Genomic DNA, 14,130 nt, shown 5'->3' with positions numbered 1-14,130 from the left:
GAATCCTGGAGACGAACGATGTCCTCGACGAGAACCGACAGCGTCCCCGCGATCGGCGGCCCCGCGGTACCCACCGGCAGCGTGCCGGTCGGGGCGCACGGCCTGACCGCCGCCCAGAACCGCATCATCTGGCTGCTGCTGGCCGCCGCCTTCGTCGCGATCCTGAACGAGACGACGATGGGTGTCGCGATCCCGCACCTCATCGACGACCTCTCGATCACGGCCGTCGCAGCGCAGTGGCTGACCACGGCCTTCATGCTGACGATGGCCGTCGTGATCCCCATCACCGGGTTCCTGCTGCAGCGCTACACCACCCGCCAGGTCTTCCTCGCGGCCATGGGGCTGTTCTCGCTCGGAACCCTCCTCGCCTTCGTCTCCCCCGGTTTCGAAATGCTCCTCGGCGCCCGGGTCGTCCAGGCGTCGGGCACGGCGATCATGATGCCCCTGCTGATGACGACCCTCATGACGATCGTCCCGCCGCACCTGCGCGGACGCATGATGGGGCGCGTCAGCGTGGTCATGGCGCTTGCGCCCGCGATCGGCCCCACGGTTTCGGGCTTCCTGCTCGAAACGGTCGGCTGGCGCTGGATCTTCGGCCTCGTCCTTCCCATCGCGCTCGTCGCGCTCGGCGCCGGAGCGCGCTGGATGACGAATCTCGGTGAGACGCGCAAGGCTCCCATCGACATCCTCTCCGTCGTGCTGTCGGCCCTCGGATTCGGTGGCATCGTCTTCGGCCTGAGCCAGATCGGCGGCGGCCATGGCGGTGATGCCGCGGCGGATTCGCTCTCGACCGTGACGCTCACCGTGTCGTTCGTCGTGGGCGTCGTGGCCCTTGCACTGTTCGTGTGGCGGCAGCTGCGCCTGCAGCGCCGCGACCAGGCCCTGCTCGATCTGCGCGTTTTCCTCTCGCTCAACTTCTCACTCGCGATCACGCAGATGCTGGTCGTCGCGATGGCGTTCTTCGGTGCCATCACGGTCCTGCCGCTGTACCTGCAGCGTGTGATCGGCGTGACGGCGCTCGAAACGGGCCTGATCGTCCTTCCCGGCGCACTCGCCATGGGACTGCTCGGTCCCGTCATCGGACGCATCTACGACCGCTTCGGCACGCGCGTCCTGCTCATTCCGGGCTCGATCATCTCGAGCGCGACGCTGTGGTTCTACACGACCCTCGGCGAGGACACCTCGATCCTCATCATCGTCATCGCCCAGACCCTGCTGTCCGTGGGGCTCGCATTCTCCTTCACGCCGCTGTTCACGGCCTCGCTCGCCTCCCTCGAGCCGAGGCTGTACTCCTACGGAAGTGCCGTCCTCGCGACCACGCAGCAGGTGGCAGGGGCTGCCGGTATCGCGCTGCTCATCACCGTGATGTCATCGGTCGCGGCGGGCGCCATGGCGGAGGGCATCGGCGAGGTCGCGGCCGAGGCATCCGGCGTTCGCGCGGCGTTCATGATCTCGGCGATCGTGTCGACCGTCGCCGTCGTGCTGGCGTTCTTCATCCGCAAGCCTGCCGACTCGGTCGGCGCGCCGCCCGTCCACTGAGCGGGTCGCGCGGGGCAGGAACGTCCGCGGACGCTGTCAAGCCCCTGGGGTCTCGCGCATCGGTTGCGTAGCGTCAACAGCATGACTGATCTCACAGGAAAACGAATCGCCTTTCTCGCGACGGACGGCTTCGAGGACAGTGAACTCACGTCCCCCTGGGCCGCCGTCACCGACGCCGGGGCAACCGCGGTGATGATCGCGCCCGAGGCCGGATCCATCGAGGGGAAGAACGGCCACACGCAGCAGGTGGACGAGATCTCGGCATCCGCGGATCCGAGCGCATACGACGCGATCGTCCTGCCCGGGGGCGTCGTGAACGCCGATCACCTGCGCATGGACGCGGCATCCGTCGCCTTCGCGAAGGCGTTCTTCGAGGCCTCGAAGCCCGTCGGCGCCATCTGCCACGCGGCGTGGCTCCTGATCGAGGCGGACGTCGTCGACGGCCGGACGATCACGAGCTACCCGAGCCTGGCGACCGACCTGAAGAATGCGGGAGCGGATTGGGTCGACGAAGAGGTCGTCGTCGACCAGGGGCTCGTCTCGAGCCGCACCCCCGACGATCTGCCCGCGTTCAACGCCAAGGTGATCGAGGAGATCTCCGAGGGGCGCCACGAGGGCCAGCAGGCCTGACAAGACCCGGCGAGTCCGCCGCAGATAGCGGGGACCGGCCGAAAGTCAGAGGATGGCGCGGGTCAACTGCTGCAGCACGCACCACCGCAGCAGGAGCCCGCGGCATCCTCTGCGTTCGTCATCAGCAGGTTCTTGTCGTCGGAGATGGGCTTGAGGGTCTGCATGGGGGCGTTCTCGGGCGACGTGTTCATGATCTCCATGCTAATCATCTCCAGAGAGGCGGGCGTCGGTAGCACGATCCGCCCACCCGGCACCAGCCCGCGCGCACCGACGATTCCGACGTCTAAGGTCGGGACCATGGATGACCAGGCCCGGGATGACAAGACCATGAATGACAAGAACGACACCGGCGACGTCGACATGACGGCCGAAGAGAAGCGCCGCGACCAGTTGCTCGCGGCGCCCGACGCCGTCGAGTCCGACGCCGCCCCTCGCATCGAGGTCTCGAAGCACGACGGCAACACGCGTATCGACATCGCCGACGACGCCGCGGTCCGCCCCGGACCGGCACCCGAGGGCGACTGATCCCCGTCAGCGTTCGGCCCCTCGGCGCCGTCAGCGTTCGGCCCGTCAGCGTTCGGCTCCGTCAGCGTTCGGCTTCGTCCGGCAGCTTCGCCACGACGATCAGCGAGACATCCTGCACCTTCCAGTCGAGCGCGACGATGGCCTCCGTCGCGGCCGTCAAGCGTCTGACGCTCACCCGCTTCGTCCGTGGCACGACGAAGGCTTCGACGTGGAACACCTGGCCTTCGTCCCGCACCCGCACGCCGGCCTCGCGGATCCAGCTCACCCGCGACAGGGCCGCGATGATCTCCTCGATGAGCGGGTGCGGCTCACGATCATCGACCGATCGAGCACGCTGATCCATCAGATCCCGAACCGCCGTGCGGGTGTTCTTCACACCGTCCCACAGGATTCCCGCCGAGATGAAAAGGGCGGCGGCGCCATCCAGCCACCACCATCCGATCCCGATGCCGAGCACCCCGACGATCGAGGCGGCGTTGGTCGTCCAGTCCGCCTTCGCCATGTCGGCGTCCGCGAACAGCACCTTGTTGTGCAGAAGCGGCGCCAGGCGACTCTTCGCGGGCCCGTAGATCAGCGGGCCCACGACGATCACGGCCATCACGCCGATCATGAACCAGCCGAGCCACACGGCGGTGCCGAACACGACGACCGTCCCGATCGTCGGATGCTCGGCCGCGAGCAGGCCGATGACCGATTCCGCCGCCAGGCTCCCTCCCACCGCGAGCAGCGCGACGCCCGCGACGAGATGTCCGATGCCCATCGTGCGGTGCAGGCCGTACGGGAATCTGCGCGTCGGGCGCCGCCGCACGAAGATCAGGGCGAGGAGGAATGCGATCTGCGGGATGAGCGACAGCATGTCCTCGATCCACGCGGTCTTCATCGCCTGGGAGTTGCCCACGACCAGGGCAACCAGCACGATGGTCACGCTCGTGAATCCGATCGTGATCCATTCGAGGCGCACGGCCCGACGGAGGGCGTCGGCCTGTTCCTGCGGCAGGTCCACCCGGCCGAAGGTGTTCACGGCGACGTCTCGTCGTCCAGGTAGCGTTCGAGCGCCGACAGAAACCGGTTCTCGCCGAGGGGCACGAACATGACGATCGCGCGCCCGTCCGCACCGGGTATGCCGGGATACTCCCGGGTGACAGCGACGCGGTCCGCCCAGGGCGTGGCACCCGTCATACCTCCCACGATCAGATCGAGCTCACCGCGTTCCATCTCGCCGACGAGCGTCTCTTCGCTGCCGACCGTCCAGTCGATGCGAGCGTCGAGGGCGTCGGCGAAGCCCCGCGCGAGCTCGGCGGCCGCGCCACCGATACGTTCGTCGGCGGCCTGGCCACCGGAGGCCTCGATGCTCACGAGGGCACTGTCGGGCGACGCGCCCACGCGCAACACCCCGCCCGAGACACGATCGAGCGCACCATCCGGATCCGCCGGGATACGGATCCCGCAACCAGCGAGCACCGCGACGAGAACGAGCGCGACGGCCACGGCGAGGGGCCGGGGCACATCACGCACCCCGGTCGCCCCCCGCGAGCGGGTCACGGCTCCAGCACGACCTTGATGCATCCGTCCGCCTTCTTCTGGAACGTCTCGTACATCTCGGGAGCACGATCCAGCGAAACACGATGCGTCGTGAGGTCCATGACACCCAGGGGGTCGCTGGAGTCCTCGACGAGCGGAAGGATGTCATCGATCCACCGCTTCACATTGCACTGCCCCATGCGCATGCCGATCTGCTTGTCGAACATGGTCTTCATGGGCATGATGTCGGCATCCCCGGCGTACACCCCGCTGAGCGAGACCGTGCCGCCGCGGCGCACGAGGTCGATCGACGCGTGCAGCGCCGCGAGCCGGTCGATTCCCACCCTTTCCATCAGCGGCTGCGACACCACGTCCGGCAGCAGCCCGATCGCGGTCTGGGCGGCCTTGATGCCCGGATTGCCATGGGCCTCGAGCCCGACGGCATCCACGACGGAGTCTGCGCCACGACCCTCGGTCAGGTCCCGCAACTCCGCGACGACATCGTCCGTCAGGTCATAGGCAAGGACTCCGTGGCGTTCGGCCATTGCACGCCGCTCGGGCACGGGGTCGACGGCGAGCACGCGGAACCCGCGATGCACGCCGATACGCGCGACGAACTGCCCGACCGGCCCGAGACCCATCACGGCGAGGGTGCCGCCCTCGGGCAGGTCGGCGTACTCGACGCCCTGCCACGCGGTGGGCAGGATGTCGCTGAGGAACAGGTAGCGGTCGTCCGGCAGATCGCGGCCGACGCGGATGTGGTTGTAGTCCGCGTGCGGCACCCGGAGGTACTCGGCCTGGCCGCCGGGCACCTGCCCGTAGAGCTTGGTGTAGCCGAACAGGGCCGCGCCGCTGCCGTACTCACGCACCTGCGTGGTCTCGCACTGGGACTGCAGTCCGCGGCGGCACATGAAGCAGTGCCCGCACGAGATGTTGAACGGCACGACGACGCGGTCGCCGACTGCGAGGTCCGTGACGTCGGATCCGACCTCGACGACGACGCCCATCGGCTCGTGGCCGAGGATGTCCCCGCGATCGAGGAACGGCCCGAGCAATTCGTACAGGTGCAGGTCCGATCCGCAGATGGCGGTGGAGGTGATCTTGACGATGGCGTCGGTCGCGAATTCGATCCGCGGATCGGGAACCTCCTCGACCGCGAGGGAACGCTTGCCCTGCCAGGTGAGTGCCTTCATGAAAATCCTCATCTCCCGCCGACGGGGGCGTCGGCCGGTGCCCACACTCGCCTTCCCATCCCATCCGCGCCACCCACTTGCGCACGGACGCCGGGGCCGCCACAATCCCCGCGAACGATCCAGGTGCTCTGGACTGTCAACCCCCGGGCGCGGATGCTCGAGGCATAGGACAATCGGTTACGCCCGCAGAACGGAAGAGACCCCATGGCCCGCAACGTCAGAGTCCTGCACTGCCCGCCCGAAGCCGTCTTCCGCGTTCTCGAGGACGGATGGCTCTACCCCGCCTGGGTCGTGGGCGCGACGCGCATGCGGGACGTCGATGCCGGATGGCCCGAAGCGGGCGGTCGCCTGCATCATTCCGTCGGGGTGTGGCCTGCGCTGATAGACGACGAGACATCCTCGATCGAGTGGAACCCGCCGCACCGCATGGTCATGCGCGCGAAGGGCTGGCCGATCGGCGAGGCGCGGGTGACGATCGACGTGAAGCCCCGAAACGAGGGCTGCGTCGTCCGCATCCAGGAGCACGCTGTCGCCGGCCCCGCGACGCTCATCCCCCGCCCGATCGCCGATGCGATGCTGCGCTGGCGGAACGCCGAGACCCTCCATCGTCTGGCGTACCTGGCCGAGGGGCTGAGCATCTCGCCCGAGGAATCCACCGCGGACGAGGAGGGCACGGGCGCCGTCGACGGCGACACCGACCCACGCGGAGGCGACGACGCGTGAGCGCGATGCGCGCCGCGGAACGGGCGACCGAGGTCGATGCGGTCATCGTCGGAGCTGGTCCCAACGGGCTTGCGGCCGCGGTGACGCTCGCCCGGGCCGGCCTGTCGGTGCGCGTGTTCGAGCGCGCGGCGCGCGTCGGTGGTGGAACGTCTTCGCGTGAACTGACCCTGCCGGGATTCATCCACGACGTCTGCTCGGCCGTGCATCCGCTCGCGTTCGAATCGCGCTTCTTCCGCGAGTTCGAGCTCACTCGACGCGTCGACTTCGTCACCCCGGATGTCTCTTTCGCGCACCCGCTCGACAGGGGCGCCGCCGCGATCGCGTACCGCGATCTCGAGCGCACTCGCGAGGGGCTCGGGTCGGATGGTGCGGCGTATGCCGCGCTCATCGGTCCCCTCGCCGAGCGCTCGAGCCACGTCGCCGACCTCACCGGACAGTCGCTGCTGCGGGTGCCGACGAGTCCGGTCACGGCGCTCGCCTTCGCCGCGGCGACGCTCGAGCAGGGCACTCCCGCGTGGAACGCACGTTTCCGGGGACGCGCCGCGCCCGCGCTGCTGACCGGCGTGGCCGCCCACACGTCGCTCCCGCTCCCGAGTCTCGCCTCCGCGGGTGCGGGACTCGCCCTGACCGCGTACGCCCACGCGCGCGGCTGGCCGATCCCCCGCGGCGGCAGCCAGGCGATCGCCGACGTCATGGTCGACGACATCCTGGCGCACGGCGGGGCCGTCGAGACGGGCGTCGAGGTCACGAGCCTCGCCGACCTGCCCCGCGCGCGCGTGACGCTGCTCGACCTGACTCCACGCGCGCTCGTGCGGCTCGCGGGCCCGCGGCTGCCCGACCGTTACCGGCGAGCGCTCTCGAGTTTCCGGTACGGCAACGCATCGGCCAAGGTCGACTTCGCCCTGTCGGAACCCGTTCCCTGGACGCATCCCGAGTTGCGCCGCGCGGGTACCCTGCATCTCGGCGGCTCTCGAGAAGAGATCGCGGCGAGCGAGAACGAGGTCGCGAACGGACGCCTGAGCGGGCTGCCGTATGTCCTCGCGTCGCAACCGTCCGTCTTCGACGACTCCCGGGCTCCCGAGGGCATGCACACGCTGTGGACCTACACCCACGTGCCCTCGGGCAGCGCCGCCGATCGCGGCGAGGCCGTCATTCGACAGATCGAGCGCTTCGCCCCGGGCTTCCGCGACACGATCCTGGGCATGTCGTCGTGGACGGCGGCTGATCTGCAGCGGCACAACCCGAACTATCCCGGTGGCGATATCTCTGCGGGAACTCCGGATCTGTTCCAGCTCGTCCGCCGTCCGGTCCTCAGCACCGATCCGTGGCGCACGCCGTTGCCCGGCGTGTATCTGGCGTCCGCGTCCGTCACCCCCGGCCCGGGCGTACACGGCCTCGGCGGATGGCTCGCGGCGCGCAGCGCTCTGCGACACGAGTTCGGGATCGAGGCCTGGCCGAACCTCTCGCTCGGCTCCTGAGCGGGGGATCCCCGGGACGGCAACGCCTCGAGCCGGGCTAGGCTCCAGCTGTGGACGAGATCGAGAACATGACCCGACAGCTGGAGCGGCTGCTGGGCGACCCCATCGCCGACGCCGTGGCGGGCACGGTGATGATCGTCTCGGTGTCCGAGCCGACCCGCCGCTGGGGGTACCAAGCCTGCCAGATCGAGATCGTGCCGGATGCGCCCGGGATCGAGCCCGTGCGTGTTGCGACAGAGGTCGTAACGACGCGCAAACACTGGCCCAAAGTCGGGGGCATACTGCCTGCGCGCATCTCGACGACCCGTCCCGAGCGGATGGACATCAACTGGGATGCGCTCGCTCGAGGCTGATGAGGCGACCCGCGCAATCCCGACGCCGTCAGGCGACCCGGAGCAGAGCCGAGAGCCGCCCCGAAGTTTCGACCAGTGTCTGCAGACGCGCCGCGGATACACCCACCCGGCTGAGCTGGATGAGGCCCTGCGAAACCATCACCACGTGTGCACCGAGCGGATTGATTCGATCTTCGGGTAGGTCGATCTCGCCCGTTGCGACGCTCTCCGCGACGCGAGCCGCGACCACATTCTCCATGCGTTCGATCGTGCGCGATGCGACGACCACGACGTCGGGGAAGCGCGCGGCGAGTTCTCCGATGCTGTTGAGCATCAGGCATCCGCGTCGCTCAGCGCCGGAGGTGCAGTCGCGCACGACCTTGTCGAGGTAGTTCACGACAGCCTCCTCGAAGCTGCCCGCGTGATCCGCAATCACGTTCTCGACCAGCTCGACGCGCTGATCGCAGTACCGCTCGAAGGTCTTCAGGAACAACCCGAGCTTGCTGCCGTAGGCGCTGTACAGGCTGCCGTTCGCGACGCCCGAACGCTCGGCTATCAGCTCGATGGACGTGCGCTCGTAGCCGCGCGACCAGAAGAGATCCTCGGCGACATCGAGGAGGTGCTGCTCGTCGAAGCTGCGCGGACGGCCCATGGGATAACGGTACATCGCGGACGATGAGCGCCGCGCGGTCAGCCGAGGGGAACGAGTGTCACCTCGCGCACCCCGCCGTCGTCGATGACGAGGGTCATCATCGTGCGGTGCGGCTGCCGGCGCCGGTCGGTCGGCGAGCCCGGGTTCAGCAGACGAACACCGCCCGGACTGACCGTGTCCCACGGGATGTGACTGTGCCCGAAGATCAGGACGTCTGTGTCGGGGAATGAGGCATCCGTCCACGCATGCCGACGCTTGGCGTCACCGGTCTCGTGGATGACCGCGCACCGCACCCCCTCGATCTCGCGCCGGGCGATCTCGGGCAGCCGGGCGCGCAGGTCCGGTCCGTCGTTGTTGCCGTAGACGCCGAGCATCTCGCCGTGTCGGGACAGGTCATCGAGCACGGATGCCCGGGTCCAGTCCCCCGCGTGGACGATCAGGTCCGCGGCGTCGGCGGCGGCCCGCACCTCGTCCGGTACGCCACGCGAACGATCCGGAACGTGCGTGTCGGAGATCAGCAGCAGTCGCGTCGCCATGGATCAGTCGTCACGCCTCGGGTCGCGCGTGCCCGTCGGCGCCCACCACGCCCGCGAGCGCGGAGCCGTCACCGAGCTTCTCCGTGCTGATCACGCTGATCTTCCCGTTCGTCTCGAGCACGACCGCCGCGATGTCGGACGGATCGCCCGACCCGGAACTCCTGATCGCCTGCAAGACCTCGGACTCCGCCAGTCGCGTACGCCGCAGCGCGTCCGGCCGCATGACTCCGTGCGAGAGGAGCAGCACGGGCTCGGAGGTGAGGATGCGCCGCGCGCCGCGCCAGCGTGAGGAGACCCACGCGATGACGAATTGGAGGGCGGCGATCAGCGCGAACGCCGTCGCCCCGTCCGCCCACGACACCGTCGAGCTCAGCAGGGCCGTCGCGAGGATCGACCCGAGCGCGACGGTCACGACGAAGTCGAACACGTTCAGTTGAGCCAGGGTGCGCTTGCCCGAGATGCGCAGCACGACGACGACCGTGAGGTAGGCGGCCGTCCCGAGCACCAGGATGCGTCCGAGGTCGGACCAGGAATCGAACCACATGTGAACCTGCTTCCAGTCGAGGGCGGGTCGTCGTGTGCCAGGGTTTCAGAACCTCGTGATCACCGCACCGGGGTTGCCCCCGGCCGCCGCCCGTGCCTCACGCCGAGCGGTAGACCTCGACGCTGTCCGGCCGCTGCTGCACCGCGAGGACGAGAGACAGGATGCCGAGGCCCAGGGTCCCGCTCAGGGCAGCGAGCGTTCCGACGAGCGCGAGCAGATCCGCCCAGCTCTGGATCGCGCCGGGCCCGACCGAGACGAAGACGATCTGCGGCACGGCCCACGCGAGCGCTTGGAACCCCAGAACCCACAGCGGAGCCCAGCACCAGGGCGACGCCACGACGCCGGCCCGGGCGATCTGGGTCGCCGCGATCAGGGCGGCTCCGGTCTGCACGACCAGGGTGACGTATCCATAGGTCGTCCAGGCACCGAGCGACGTTCCGTCCTGCGGAAGCAACCGGACGGCTACGGTGTCGATCAGCGGCCACACGGCCACGATCGTCATCGTCGTGACACCGAGCGGACGTCGGGCCACCACGCTCGCCGCGGCCGTGGTTCCGAAAGCGAACAGCATCACCGCGACCGCGTAGACGAGGTCCGCGACGCCGCCGAGGACGAACACGCCCGGCATCCCCGGGCCGGTCGAGCGGAGCATCCCGAGTACACCGCAGACGATGAGCCCGATGCCGCCGAGAGTCCAGGTCCGTCGTCGATCACGCATGCGGCCACGCTACCGAACGCTCGCGCGCCATGCCCATGCATGCCCTGCATGCCGAGTCGGGCGGTGCCCGTGGATCCGCTCCACCGGCACCGCCCGATTCGACCGACGGATGCGTCAGGCCGAGGGCACGCGCCTGCGCACGACGACCGCGGTGAGGCCCGCGAGCATCAGGAACAGGGCTAGAGCCAAGCCCGTGCCGTTCTCATCCGAACCGGTCTGGGCGAGCGTGCCGTCCGCGACGATCCGGATGCTGGTCCAGCCCAGCAGCTCGCCGCCCGCCGCGAAGACGGCCAGGCGGTGCGTCCCGATCTCGGCGCTCGACGGAATCGTGACCGCTATCCGACCGAAGGCATCGAGCGTGCCCGATGCGATCTGCACCGGTGTCGAGTACATCCACACCGTTACGGGGGTGCCCGCATTCTGCGAGCCGGTGTTGATCGTCACACGCCCACCCGCCTCGGCGGCGATCGGCGCCGTGAGATCACCGCTGTTGGCCTCGACCAGCTGCTCGCCGGCGAGCGGCGCACCCGATCCCGTCTGCGGAAGACCCGGGGTGCCGGGGGTGCCGGTGCCGGGGGTACCGGTGCCGGGCGTGCCGGTGCCGGGCGTGCCCGTTCCGGGGTCGACGACGCTCGCCGACACCGTACCGGAGTGCAGGGCGCTCGAGGTGAAGCCGTCCGCGAACCACCACGCCGCGCGGGCGAACCCGGCGACCGCCGAGGGCGCCGTGGCGAAGCCCTCGTTGTTGATGTCGGGCATGCTCGCGGGTCGCGCGACGTGCACGATCGCGGGCTGAGGGGTGCCGTTGAGCGTGATCTGCGCGGCGGTGCCCTGGCATCCGTTGTCGCAGACCGCCCACAGCACATCGAGCACGGTGTCGTAATCGAGCGCCATGACACCCGTGAGTCCCGGGTCGAGCGTCGCGACGAGCTGTGCCGTGCCGTTCGCGTTCAGGGCGAAGGCGAACACCCCGCCACCGTCCTCGACCGCGACGAAGAACAGGCCGTCACCGTGGCCGGGGTAGCGCGTCGGGTCGTACGCCGCGTTGGTCGTCGTGTCGATCAGACCCGTGAGGTCGCCGTCGGCAATCCACTCGACCGCCTCGATACCGAGGTTCGCGCCGACGCTCGGCAGCAGGGTCGTGAGGTCCCATTCCTGGGTTGCCACGACGTCGGGGCCCGGCACGTCCGGGTCGACCTTCAGGACGACGTTCTGGTTGACGCCCTTGGCGCTGTTGTCGCGCTCGGAGGCGAGGTACACCCAGCCGGAGCCGTCGACCGTGATGCCTTCGGTGTCGGGACCCGCCGCAGAGGGATTCGAGGCATCCCGCTGGAAGCGTGCGCGCTTGCCATCGGCCCACCCGTCGACGAACGTCGCCGAGCCGTTGGCACCGACCTCGAGCTTCCAGAACGTGCCCGTGCCATTGTCGACGGCCCAGAGGAAGGTGCCGTCCGACGTCAGCTGCGTGTCGAGTCCGGAGCTGTCCGCGAGGAACATCGGGGCCGTGTCGACGACCGTGACCGTGCCGGACCCGGGCCACTCGCCAACGGGGATGTCGCCGACGCAGATGTTCGCGGCGCCCTTCGTCGGCTCGGCTGTCGCGGCGAACGTTCCGGACACATCGGGGCAACGGCCCCACGTGGTCGCGGCGTGGTCGGGACCCCAGGTCGTGGAGTCGCGCAGCGCGTCGCCCTCGAACAGGCGGACGCTGTCGTCCTTCCCGAGGCCGAAGCCCAGCGTCTCGCCCTCGATCACGAGGTAACCGAGGGCGGGGATGGTCGTGCCCGCCGGGATCTCGTACGCGTGGGTGTCGTCGTTGTCCTTCACGACGATTCCGCCCACATCCAGCACGGTCGAGGTCGGGTTGACAAGCTCGACCCAGTCACCGGGCTCACCGCCGTCCGATTCCACCTCGTTGATGCGGACGGGGTTGCCGCAGGCGTTCAGCAGGCCCTTGGTCGAGACGCCGAGGTCGACGAAGTCGCCGGTTCCGTCGGCGCAGCGCGCCCAGACACCCGTGGCATGCGCGGAGTAGGCGTATTCGGCGACCGTGACGTTCTGCGCGTTCCGGACGGTGACGGTGTCGCCGCCGCCCAGCCCGAACACGAAGTCGGTCGGCTGATCGAAGACGAACAGCGCACCCGGCGCGAGCGTGGTTCCGCTCGGCAGCGGTGTGGTCTCGGACGCGTGACCGATCGGGTCGCTGTCCATGACCGACCAGCCGGAAAGGTCGACCGTGGTCGCACCCATGTTGATGATCTCGATCCAGTCGGTGGCGTCACCGTTCGATTCGATCTCGTTGATCTGCACGTCGGGCAGCACGCACGAGTTCGTGGCGCCCGGCGTCGGGTAGGCGAGAACGAACGGCCCTTCCCCGTCGGGGCAGCGCGCGAGCGTCGCCGCTGCGGCGTCACCGTCGATCGCGGCGTGTCCGGACCACGGCAGCGAGTCGTCGATCAGCGCGAGTGAGGCGTCGTAGAGGCGGATGCGGTCGGCGCTGCCGATCCCGACGGCCGTGTCGAAACGGGCAACCAACCCGCCCACGAGGCCGACCGTGTCGGCCTGAACCAGGACGTATCCACCACCCGAGATCGACGTTCCCGCCGGGAACTGCCAGCGGTGATCATCGGAGTCGTCACGGATCTCGTAGCCCGAGATGTCGAGCGCCTCCGTGCCGGGGTTGTAGAACTCGACCCAGTCGGCAGGCTGCGAGTCGATCTCGTTGATCACGACCGAGCCGGGCGTGGGGATCGGCGCGCAGTCGTTCGCGGCGCCGGGCGTGGCGACCGTGGCCGGGGCCCAGGCATCCGTCCCGTCGGGGCAGCGCGCCCAGATGGCGAGGGGCGCGGTGTTCGCGTACGCGTAAGCGTCGACCTCGGTTCCGGATGCGTCGTACAGCACGACTTCGTCGCCCTTGCCGAGCCCGAAGGGGAAGTCGGTGTCTTTGACGAGCATGACGAAGCCACCGGCGGGGATCATGGTTCCCGCGGCGAGGTTGCCGAACTCGGTGCGCTTGTCGTCGGCGACGCGCCATCCGGTCAGGTCGACCGTTGCGGTGCCCCGGTTGAAGAGCTCGATGCGGTCGGTATAGCCCGAGATCTCGTCGTAGTAGATCTCGTTGACGACCACATCGGATGCGACGGGATCGGGATCGGGATCGGCCGAGCCGGACGGATCGGGGTCCGGGTCCGTCGAACCGGACGGGTCGGGGTCGGGCTCCGCCGCCGCGAACGTGTTCGCTGCGCCCTTGGTCGCCTCGCTGGTGAGCGCCCATTCGCCCGCGTCGTTCACGCCCCAGGTCGTGGCGGCGTGTGACGTCCAGGTGTATTCGTCGACGAGGTTCGCAGACGCGTCGAACAGCCGCACGGAATCGCCGCCGCCGAGGCCGAAGCCGAAGTCGCCCACGCCCGAGGCGACGGCGTCGAGCACGAGGAACTCCCCCGCTGCCACGGTCGTGCCGACCGGAATCGTGTACGAATCCGCATCCGTCGAGTCCTTCACCACGTACCCGTCGAGAACGATCGGCGTGTCGCTCGGGTTGTAGAACTCGATCCAGTCACCCGGGGTGCCGCCCGATGATTCGATCTCGTTGATGCGGATGCCGGGTTGATCGGCGACAGCGGTGGCCGGCAGCGCGACGACGGCGGCAACGCCGAGGGCGCACGCCACCGTGGCGGCGAGTCCGGAAGACAGGCGGGGCATGAGGCTCCTGAAGATGGTGAGAACGGGTTCCGTCCAC

15 protein-coding genes are annotated in these 14,130 nt (G+C 69.1%); 6 read left to right on the top strand and 9 right to left on the bottom strand.

Annotated features, from left to right (window positions below):
• The first annotated feature begins 18 nt into the window (after positions 1-18).
• Together C2868_RS03665 and C2868_RS03660 are read left to right on the top strand one after the other, a co-directional pair.
• Complete coding sequence (locus C2868_RS03665; protein ID WP_103662972.1) at positions 19-1,539, top strand: DHA2 family efflux MFS transporter permease subunit; 1,521 nt, start codon at positions 19-21, stop codon at positions 1,537-1,539.
• Positions 1,540-1,620: 81 nt separating this feature from the next.
• A complete protein-coding gene (locus C2868_RS03660) occupies positions 1,621-2,169 on the top strand; it encodes a type 1 glutamine amidotransferase domain-containing protein (RefSeq protein WP_103662971.1) in 549 nt (182 codons plus the stop codon).
• A gap of 62 nt (positions 2,170-2,231) precedes the next feature.
• Here C2868_RS03660 and C2868_RS17640 read toward each other — a convergent pair whose 3' ends face one another.
• Positions 2,232-2,360, bottom strand: a complete 129-nt coding sequence (locus C2868_RS17640; protein WP_258034394.1) for a hypothetical protein — start codon at positions 2,358-2,360, stop codon at positions 2,232-2,234.
• A gap of 106 nt (positions 2,361-2,466) precedes the next feature.
• Here C2868_RS17640 and C2868_RS03655 point away from each other — a divergent pair, with 106 nt between their 5' ends.
• Positions 2,467-2,694 (top strand): multidrug transporter, encoded by a 228-nt coding sequence (locus C2868_RS03655; RefSeq protein WP_258034393.1) that lies wholly within the window; start codon positions 2,467-2,469, stop codon positions 2,692-2,694.
• A 61-nt stretch (positions 2,695-2,755) separates the two neighbouring features.
• Here C2868_RS03655 and C2868_RS03650 read toward each other — a convergent pair whose 3' ends face one another.
• Genes C2868_RS03650 through C2868_RS03640 form a run of 3 tightly spaced genes read right to left on the bottom strand, consistent with a single transcriptional unit; the run spans position 2,756 to position 5,408 of the window.
• Positions 2,756-3,715: a cation diffusion facilitator family transporter gene (locus C2868_RS03650; protein ID WP_258034392.1), complete on the bottom strand. Its 960-nt coding sequence runs from the start codon at positions 3,713-3,715 to the stop codon at positions 2,756-2,758.
• Positions 3,712-4,209 carry a hypothetical protein gene (locus C2868_RS03645; protein ID WP_258034391.1) on the bottom strand — a complete coding sequence of 166 codons (498 nt, stop codon included), beginning with the start codon at positions 4,207-4,209 and terminating at the stop codon, positions 3,712-3,714. The genes C2868_RS03650 and C2868_RS03645 overlap by 4 nt, the downstream gene beginning before the upstream one ends.
• Positions 4,210-4,232: 23 nt before the next feature.
• Entirely contained in the window at positions 4,233-5,408 is a 1,176-nt protein-coding gene (locus tag C2868_RS03640; protein ID WP_103662970.1) for a zinc-dependent alcohol dehydrogenase, read from the bottom strand.
• A 204-nt stretch (positions 5,409-5,612) separates the two neighbouring features.
• Here C2868_RS03640 and C2868_RS03635 point away from each other — a divergent pair, with 204 nt between their 5' ends.
• Genes C2868_RS03635 through C2868_RS03625 form a run of 3 tightly spaced genes read left to right on the top strand, consistent with a single transcriptional unit; the run spans position 5,613 to position 7,962 of the window.
• Positions 5,613-6,131 carry an SRPBCC family protein gene (locus tag C2868_RS03635; protein ID WP_103662969.1) on the top strand — a complete coding sequence of 173 codons (519 nt, stop codon included), beginning with the start codon at positions 5,613-5,615 and terminating at the stop codon, positions 6,129-6,131.
• Positions 6,132-6,136: 5 nt separating this feature from the next.
• Entirely contained in the window at positions 6,137-7,609 is a 1,473-nt protein-coding gene (locus C2868_RS03630; RefSeq protein ID WP_103663066.1) for an NAD(P)/FAD-dependent oxidoreductase, read from the top strand.
• A 50-nt stretch (positions 7,610-7,659) separates the two neighbouring features.
• Positions 7,660-7,962 carry a hypothetical protein gene (locus tag C2868_RS03625; protein ID WP_103662968.1) on the top strand — a complete coding sequence of 101 codons (303 nt, stop codon included), beginning with the start codon at positions 7,660-7,662 and terminating at the stop codon, positions 7,960-7,962.
• A 28-nt stretch (positions 7,963-7,990) separates the two neighbouring features.
• Here the strand turns inward: C2868_RS03625 and C2868_RS03620 are convergent, their stop codons facing one another.
• From C2868_RS03620 to C2868_RS03600, 5 genes are all read right to left on the bottom strand, one after another.
• On the bottom strand, positions 7,991-8,593 hold the full coding sequence (locus C2868_RS03620) for a TetR/AcrR family transcriptional regulator (RefSeq protein WP_181003330.1): 603 nt from the start codon (positions 8,591-8,593) through the stop codon (positions 7,991-7,993).
• A gap of 38 nt (positions 8,594-8,631) precedes the next feature.
• A complete protein-coding gene (locus tag C2868_RS03615; protein WP_103662966.1) occupies positions 8,632-9,129 on the bottom strand; it encodes a metallophosphoesterase family protein in 498 nt (165 codons plus the stop codon).
• A 10-nt stretch (positions 9,130-9,139) separates the two neighbouring features.
• A complete protein-coding gene (locus C2868_RS03610; RefSeq protein ID WP_103662965.1) occupies positions 9,140-9,673 on the bottom strand; it encodes a DUF421 domain-containing protein in 534 nt (177 codons plus the stop codon).
• Between the two features lie 97 nt (positions 9,674-9,770).
• Positions 9,771-10,391 (bottom strand): hypothetical protein, encoded by a 621-nt coding sequence (locus C2868_RS03605; protein WP_103662964.1) that lies wholly within the window; start codon positions 10,389-10,391, stop codon positions 9,771-9,773.
• A 114-nt stretch (positions 10,392-10,505) separates the two neighbouring features.
• Positions 10,506-14,093 (bottom strand): lamin tail domain-containing protein, encoded by a 3,588-nt coding sequence (locus C2868_RS03600; RefSeq protein ID WP_181003329.1) that lies wholly within the window; start codon positions 14,091-14,093, stop codon positions 10,506-10,508.
• Positions 14,094-14,130: the final 37 nt, after the last annotated feature.

The sequence above is a fragment of the Microbacterium sp. CJ77 genome (genome assembly GCF_002911615.1).
Taxonomy (GTDB): Bacteria; Actinomycetota; Actinomycetes; order Actinomycetales; family Microbacteriaceae; genus Microbacterium.
The sequence above is the reverse complement of the archived record's forward strand: the minus strand, read 5'-3'. Positions and strand labels throughout refer to the sequence as shown.

Excerpts from the sequence above, each read along its gene's own strand:
- C2868_RS03665 (WP_103662972.1), top strand. The coding sequence starts at position 19 with ATGTCCTCGACGAGAACCGACAGCGTCCCCGCGATCGGCGGCCCCGCG.
- C2868_RS03660 (WP_103662971.1), top strand. The coding sequence starts at position 1,621 with ATGACTGATCTCACAGGAAAACGAATCGCCTTTCTCGCGACGGACGGC.
- C2868_RS17640 (WP_258034394.1), bottom strand. The coding sequence starts at position 2,360 with ATGAACACGTCGCCCGAGAACGCCCCCATGCAGACCCTCAAGCCCATC.
- C2868_RS03655 (WP_258034393.1), top strand. The coding sequence starts at position 2,467 with ATGGATGACCAGGCCCGGGATGACAAGACCATGAATGACAAGAACGAC.
- C2868_RS03640 (WP_103662970.1), bottom strand. The coding sequence starts at position 5,408 with ATGAAGGCACTCACCTGGCAGGGCAAGCGTTCCCTCGCGGTCGAGGAG.
- C2868_RS03635 (WP_103662969.1), top strand. The coding sequence starts at position 5,613 with ATGGCCCGCAACGTCAGAGTCCTGCACTGCCCGCCCGAAGCCGTCTTC.
- C2868_RS03630 (WP_103663066.1), top strand. The coding sequence starts at position 6,137 with ATGCGCGCCGCGGAACGGGCGACCGAGGTCGATGCGGTCATCGTCGGA.
- C2868_RS03620 (WP_181003330.1), bottom strand. The coding sequence starts at position 8,593 with ATGGGCCGTCCGCGCAGCTTCGACGAGCAGCACCTCCTCGATGTCGCC.
- C2868_RS03615 (WP_103662966.1), bottom strand. The coding sequence starts at position 9,129 with ATGGCGACGCGACTGCTGCTGATCTCCGACACGCACGTTCCGGATCGT.
- C2868_RS03610 (WP_103662965.1), bottom strand. The coding sequence starts at position 9,673 with ATGTGGTTCGATTCCTGGTCCGACCTCGGACGCATCCTGGTGCTCGGG.
- C2868_RS03605 (WP_103662964.1), bottom strand. The coding sequence starts at position 10,391 with ATGCGTGATCGACGACGGACCTGGACTCTCGGCGGCATCGGGCTCATC.
- C2868_RS03600 (WP_181003329.1), bottom strand. The coding sequence starts at position 14,093 with ATGCCCCGCCTGTCTTCCGGACTCGCCGCCACGGTGGCGTGCGCCCTC.